The following is a 6260-nucleotide window of genomic DNA, read 5'->3' as shown; positions in this document are numbered from 1 at the left end:
CCCGCCGATCTGCGCAGGAGTGCGCAGATCGGCGGGGCTACTAAGATCAATTCTCATCGCCTCCTCTACTTATACTCTTTTAAAAATTTCGCAGAATTTCTAAAATCGCCCGTCAAAGGTCGGTCGGTATCCATAAATTTCACGACTTTTCTATACTGCTCGTAGAGCTTTTTGGTCTGCGCGGAGAGCTTTAGGTTCGGGTTTTGCTGCATTCTTAGATCGATCGCTTGCGCGGCGTGGATGAGCTCCATACCCAAGATCGAGTAGAAATTTTCGATCTGCTTGGAAAATTTCTGCATCACGAAAGGCGCATTTGTCGCGACGTCTTCGATATTGCCCGCTACGGGGACGTAATCAAGCGACGCAGGATTTGCCAAAAACTCGTTCTCGCCCGCAAGCGCTACGAAAGGCTTTTGCATCGCGCCGAACGCATGCACGGTCTTGTCGGTGCCTAAAAAGCGGCTTAGATGCGTGAAATTATCGTCCGATAGCTTGATCGTGCGAAGCGCTGAGGCCTTTGAGTTGTGCGCGAGTACGATGGACGCTTTTTCAAATTCTATCACCCACAAAAACGGCTCGAAATTTGACGTAGGCACGACCGCGCCGCCTTTGGTAAAGAGCTTGCTTTCTTGAAATTTCACGCCCGCAGGCTGCTCACCGATGAAAATTCCTGGATTATCGTCGGAGGAGTTGAGCTGGATTTTCATCAAGCTTTCAAGGCTCTGTATAGACGAGCTCATCGCGGCGAAGAAATACGACGCGTCGCGGTAGCTGAGCGGATCTTGCAGCGCTCTAGTATCGTCCTTATCCCATAGGTAGCTGTCTTTTAAAATTTCTCTTATCTGCTTTGCGGTGGCCTCAAACTGCGGAAACGGCCTTAGGCTCGCAGCCTCGCTCGAAAACGGAGCGACGTTGCCATTTAGCGCTTCAAGGCTAAGGGCAAAGACGAGCTTAGACATCTTATCGGCATGTTTCAAATCCTCCAGCGCAAGGCTCGCAAGCGCCGCAGAGTAGGCGTTTGAGCTTAAAATCGAAAGACTATCTTTGCCAAACGGCGAGAGCGGCTTGAGCCCCGCTTTTTTCAGCGCTTCCGCGGCAGCCATCTTTTCGCCTTTGTAATACACCTCGCCCTCTCCGAGCATCGCAAGGCCGACGTGACCTAAAATCGTGATGTCCGCTTCGCCCATAGAGCCCACGCTAGGCATTACGGGGATGATGTCTTGATTTAAAAATTCTTTGTATAAGCTTATCACCTCCTCCTGCACGCCCGCGCCCGCAAATAGCATGTTGTTTAGCCTCGTCGCAAGCACCGCGCGAGCCGTTTTTAGCGGCATATCCTCACCGGCGCCGCCGCAGTGCGCGTGAATGAGCCCGATGTTAAATTTCGTAGAAGCCTCGATCACCTCCGCGTCCAAATTCCCCTTCGCATCGACGAAGCTTCGGTCTTTATTAAGCCCCACGCCCACGGTAAGCCCGTAGATTTTCTGCCCGTCTTTAGCGGCGCTTAGTAAAATTTCATGCGCCTTTTTGACCTTTTGCATCGCGGCATCATCGATCTTGACCTTGGCGCCGTTTGCGATACGCGCTATCTCTTGCGGCGTCACGCCCTTGCCGTCAAGCGTAATATCCGAAGCGCTCAAGCTTAGCGCCAACATCGCTGCGATCGATAAAATTGTAAAATTTTTCATCAATTCCTCCCTGATAAAATTTGCGCAATTTTAAAAAAATATAATTTCTAAAAAGTAATTTATTTGTTTAAAGTTTAGAGCGCGAAAACGGCTCGCGTATGAAATGGGTTAAATTTAGCTATAATCCTCCGTTTGGAATTTAGCGCGGGATGCGACCAAACACGGCGCGGAATTTTAAAATTTTAAAATTCCGAGTAGAATATACGCAAAGCCGCGAGCACTCAAAATTTAAAGCCAAATTTAAAAAGTCCAAAAGGAAAACTGATGAACGTCCATAAAATCGCTTACACGAGAGTTATCGCGCTGGCGTTTGCCGCCTTTATTTTTAACACGACGGAATTTATCCCCGTGGCGCTGTTAAGCGACATCGCGGCGGATTTTAGCATGGATGTTACGAGTACGGGGCTAATCATCACAATCTACGCGTGGGCGGTAAGCATCCTCTCGCTGCCGCTGATGCTGCTAACCTCAAAGCTCGAGCGCAAGAGGCTGCTTTTGCGACTTTTCGTACTATTTACGCTAAGCCACGTCTTGGCGGCGGTAGCGTGGAATTTTGCCGTTTTGGTAATCGCGCGACTCGGTATCGCGATTTCGCACGCGATCTTTTGGTCGATCACCTCATCGCTCGTCGTGCGCCTAGCGCCGATAAACAAAGGCTCTCAGGCCATCGGCATGCTGGCTTTGGGCACCTCGCTAGCCATGGTTTTGGGACTTCCTTTGGGGCGCGTGGTCGGCGAGCTTTTCGGCTGGAGAATTACGTTTTTTGCGATCGGCGCGCTTGCGGCGGCGGAGGCGCTGTTTCTTTGGAAAATTTTACCGTTTTTGCCAAGCCGCCGCGCGGGCTCTCTTGCGAGCTTGCCGATGCTAGCAAGACGCCCTATGCTGCTTTCTTTGTATCTGCTGACGCTTTTGATCGTAGGCGCGCATTTTACGACCTACAGCTACGTCGAGCCCTTCGTGGCGAAATTTAACCCTGCAGGCGATCACTTCGTAACCTACGTCCTGCTTGCATTCGGCGCTTCGGGAATCGCTGCGAGCGTGCTTTTTTCAAAGCTTTACCGTTCATTTGCGAACGCCTTTTTGATCTGCTCGATCCTTTTTATCCTAGCCTCGGTGCTGACGTTAAAAGCTTTTGTCGCAAATGACGTAGCGCTGCTGCTTGCAGCTTTCGTCTGGGGAGTGGGGATTTTCGGCTTCGGGCTTTGTTTGCAGATTAGGGTTTTGGCGCTAGCTCCGGATGCTACCGACGTCGCGATATCGATCTACTCGGCGATTTATAACGTAGGCATCGGCGGCGGAGCGCTTTTAGGGCATCAGATCGCAACGAGATTCGGGCTTGAACACATAGGCGAGGCAGGCGCGATACTGGGCGCGTTAGGGCTTGCAAGCTACCTCTATGCAAGCGTGAAATTCGCGCAAAAAAAATAGCGCATAGGCTAAATTTACGAAAGAGCTTCGGCGAAATTAGCGCGCTTTTAGCCGGCGCTTTAAAACGGGGGCTTTGCGGGTCTAAGCTTTTAAAATTTACCCCTGCGATTAGCTAAATTTTGCAGATAAAATTTAATCTCGCGCTTAGTCCCGCTACCTGTTTTATTAATCAATCGCACCCGCGCTATCCGCCCAAAGCTCTTAAAATTTGTCCCTCGTTAGAGCGATAAATTTTAAAATTTAGCGGCAAGGCGTAAAAATTTAAGGCGTATAATTTAAAGCGGGAGCCGCCAAAATTTAACTACTTTATAAACCCGACCTGCGGTAAAATTTCAGCTAGCGCCGCGTCCTTTTTCTCATTAAATTTGACCTTGTTTTGCTCAAAAAGATTATTTCCGTGCGCGTCTATAGAGACGATAAGCGGGCCAAACTCCTTCACGCGGCACTTCCACAGCGTCTCAGGCATCCCAAGCTCCGTCCAGTCCGCGCTCTCGATCTGCTCGACCTGCGTCGCTGCCACCACCGCGCAGCCCGCGGGAAATACGCAGTGTATCGTGCCAAACTCCTTACAGCCGCTCATCGTGCCCTCGCCCATGCCACCTTTGCCCACTATCAGGCGCACGCCCGTTTTGGCGATAAATTCGCGCTCGAATTTCTCCATCCGCATGCTAGTGGTCGGCCCCACAGAGACCATCTCAAAGCCCTCTTTGCCGTCGCCGTCCGTTTTTCTGATGATCGGTCCCGCATGCAGGATCGCACCGCCTCTGATATCTAGCGGCAGCTCGCGACCCTCCTCTACGACGCGTCTGTGCGGCACGTCGCGGCAGGTGACGATGTGTCCGCTGAGGTATATGACGTCGCCGATTTTGATGTCGGCCAGATCCTCTGCGCTGATCGGCGTGGTTAAAATTTTCTTACTCATAGCGCGAACTCCTTGTGCGATTTTACGGCAAAGCTTAGCTGCTCGTCCCAGACGATATGGCCTTTGCGGTGCGACCAGCAGCCTACGTTTACGGCGACGGCGATGACGCTTGGGTGGCGGGCGCAGTTTTCGATATGCACGCCCATGACCGAGCTTGCGCCGCTCATGCCTTGCGGGCCCAGGCCGATTTTATTGATGCCATCTTCGAGCAGCTTTTCCGTTAGCGCGGCTCGGTCGTTTGGATTGCGTGAGCCAAGAGGTCTCATCAGCGCTTTTTTAGATAGTAGCGACGCCACGTCGATCGAGGTGCCCACGCCCACGCCGACTAGCAGCGGCGGACAGGCATTTATGCCGTAGCTGGTCATGATGTCCATGACGAATTTCACGACCCCCTCGTAGCCCATGCCAGGCATCAGCACGGTCGCCTTGCCGGGCAGACTACAGCCGCCGCCCGCCATATAGGTGTGTATCTCGCACTCGCTGCTACCCGGCACGATCTCCCAAAAAACGCTCGGCGTGCCCTTACCGACGTTTTTGCCGGTGTTGTACTCGTCGAAGGTCTCGACGCTGTTGTGGCGTAGCGGAGCCTCGCGCGTTGCTCGCAGTACGGCCTCTCGCAGCAGCTCTTCAAGCTCGCCGATGAGCGGGAAGTTCGCTCCGCAGCGCACGAAAAACTGGATCACGCCCGTATCCTGACAGGACGGACGGTCTAGCTGCTTAGCTAGGCGCTGGTTTTCAAACATCGTTTTGTAGATCTCTCTCGCTAGCGGCTGCGTCTCGCGTTCGCTAAGCTCCCGCAGCTTCGCCGTCACATCGTCAGGCAGCACCTTGCCCGTGTAGCCGACGAATTTCGCCATGACCTCGGTCATCTTTTGCACGGCTTTTTCTTTATCCATCGCTTCTCCTTTTAAATTTCGTCCTCTAAAAACGGCTCGGGATTTTTAAGCAACCAAAGCACGAACAGATATCTAAGCTTACCTACATCTTCGGCACGCCAGCTCTTTCTTAGATCATAAAACATCTTATCAAGCACGTCGTCATTTAGCTCATCTAGCCTATTGCCTAGCTTAAAATATTTTTTGATTTCGACGGCAGCTTCATCGGTATAATCGTCATCCCATAAAATCCAACTTCCGTATTCCCCGTTATAGTCCCAATGCCAATATAAATTAGTAACCGCATGTATCATTTTATACTGCACGCTATCTTTTTGCCTTAAGAATTTCATCCAAAAATCATAGGTAAATTTACTGTATTCTTGCGGATCGTATTTTTCCATATCCGTTGGATACTCGGGCACATATAGATATTCTAATTTTTTGCCGAAGCGCCGCCAAATATAAATTTGCGATTTTTTAGGTAGAAGATTGTATATGTAGTTATACATTATTCCAAAATCGATATTAACGACTTCATTTACTTGTTCTACATATACCGAAGAAGCATAACCTTGATTGCCTACGATTATTAACTTTTGATACGGTTGTAAATTTTTATATACATACCACATAAAATTTCTAAGGGGCGTCTCGCCCTTTTTATTTTTAGCGTTTATGTCGCCGCCTTGCATGATGATCCATTCGATTAAATTCGCGCCCATATACACATAGGGTGAGTTTGGGTCTTTTTTCTTGATATCTTTGTCCGCATGTAGCATATGAAGTATCGTGTTGCCGTCTTTGTCAGTCGCATTTATATCGAGGGCTTGAAATACCGCTTTGATCTTTTCTTCATCGCCGCTTTGCAAAATTTCATTAAAATTTTTAGGCAACCTTTTACGCCTCCATAGTCGCGCCTTATCATAAATGATACTTTCAGATGCGTAAGCTAAAGCGCAGCCTATCGCGTAGCAGGCAATGTCCGTCCAATCAAACGTTCCGCCAAAAATTATCCGTAGCAAGGAATTTTGTATGCCTAAAATTTCAAGTACTTTAAAATATTGTGCAGTTTCGATAACTAGCGAGAGAACAAAGACCGCGAGCGCTAAAGCTTTAGGCGGCAGCCTAAACGCGGCTCGCCCGAATGCATAAAGCATCGCCGCGGCTAGCACATCGCCTAGATAGTAGCGTATGAAGCCGCCTTTGACGTAAATTGCGATAAAAATTTCAAATGCTAAAATAGCAATACCCGCCATCGCCCAGTTCATTCTAGTATCCCGACAATACTCACTTCTAGATGCGTCCGCAGGCGGAAGTATTGCTTTTTTCGTATCCTCTCGCAAC

Annotated in this window: 5 protein-coding genes; 1 reads left to right on the top strand and 4 read right to left on the bottom strand. The window is 49.8% G+C overall.

Features of this window, described 5'->3' with window-relative positions; all coding sequences use genetic code 11:
• Positions 1-65: 65 nt before the first annotated feature.
• Positions 66-1688, bottom strand: a complete 1623-nt coding sequence (locus tag Q0323_RS09760) for a histidine ammonia-lyase (RefSeq protein WP_298053999.1) — start codon at positions 1686-1688, stop codon at positions 66-68.
• Between the two features lie 264 nt (positions 1689-1952).
• On the opposite strand from Q0323_RS09760, the gene Q0323_RS09755 reads away from it, so the two are divergent.
• Positions 1953-3116, top strand: a complete 1164-nt coding sequence (locus tag Q0323_RS09755; RefSeq protein WP_298053996.1) for a sugar transporter — start codon at positions 1953-1955, stop codon at positions 3114-3116.
• A gap of 301 nt (positions 3117-3417) precedes the next feature.
• Here Q0323_RS09755 and ttdB read toward each other — a convergent pair whose 3' ends face one another.
• The 3 genes from ttdB to Q0323_RS09740 are packed head-to-tail and all read right to left on the bottom strand — an operon-like array spanning position 3418 to position 6259.
• Positions 3418-4038: a L(+)-tartrate dehydratase subunit beta gene (ttdB, locus tag Q0323_RS09750; RefSeq protein WP_298053994.1), complete on the bottom strand. Its 621-nt coding sequence runs from the start codon at positions 4036-4038 to the stop codon at positions 3418-3420.
• A complete protein-coding gene (ttdA, locus tag Q0323_RS09745) occupies positions 4035-4934 on the bottom strand; it encodes a L(+)-tartrate dehydratase subunit alpha (protein WP_298053992.1) in 900 nt (299 codons plus the stop codon). The genes ttdB and ttdA overlap by 4 nt, the downstream gene beginning before the upstream one ends.
• An 11-nt stretch (positions 4935-4945) precedes the next feature.
• Positions 4946-6259 (bottom strand): DUF2809 domain-containing protein, encoded by a 1314-nt coding sequence (locus Q0323_RS09740; RefSeq protein ID WP_298053990.1) that lies wholly within the window; start codon positions 6257-6259, stop codon positions 4946-4948.
• Between the last annotated feature and the right edge of the window lies 1 nt (position 6260).

The sequence above is a fragment of the uncultured Campylobacter sp. genome, assembly GCF_938030145.1.
In the GTDB taxonomy this organism is placed as follows: domain Bacteria; phylum Campylobacterota; class Campylobacteria; order Campylobacterales; family Campylobacteraceae; genus Campylobacter_B.
The sequence above is the reverse complement of the archived record's forward strand: the minus strand, read 5'-3'. Positions and strand labels throughout refer to the sequence as shown.

Bases quoted from the DNA above. Each gene is read 5' to 3' on its own strand.
- ttdB (WP_298053994.1), bottom strand. From the start codon at position 4,038: ATGAGTAAGAAAATTTTAACCACGCCGATCAGCGCAGAGGATCTGGCC.
- Q0323_RS09760 (WP_298053999.1), bottom strand. From the start codon at position 1,688: ATGAAAAATTTTACAATTTTATCGATCGCAGCGATGTTGGCGCTAAGC.
- ttdA (WP_298053992.1), bottom strand. From the start codon at position 4,934: ATGGATAAAGAAAAAGCCGTGCAAAAGATGACCGAGGTCATGGCGAAA.
- Q0323_RS09755 (WP_298053996.1), top strand. From the start codon at position 1,953: ATGAACGTCCATAAAATCGCTTACACGAGAGTTATCGCGCTGGCGTTT.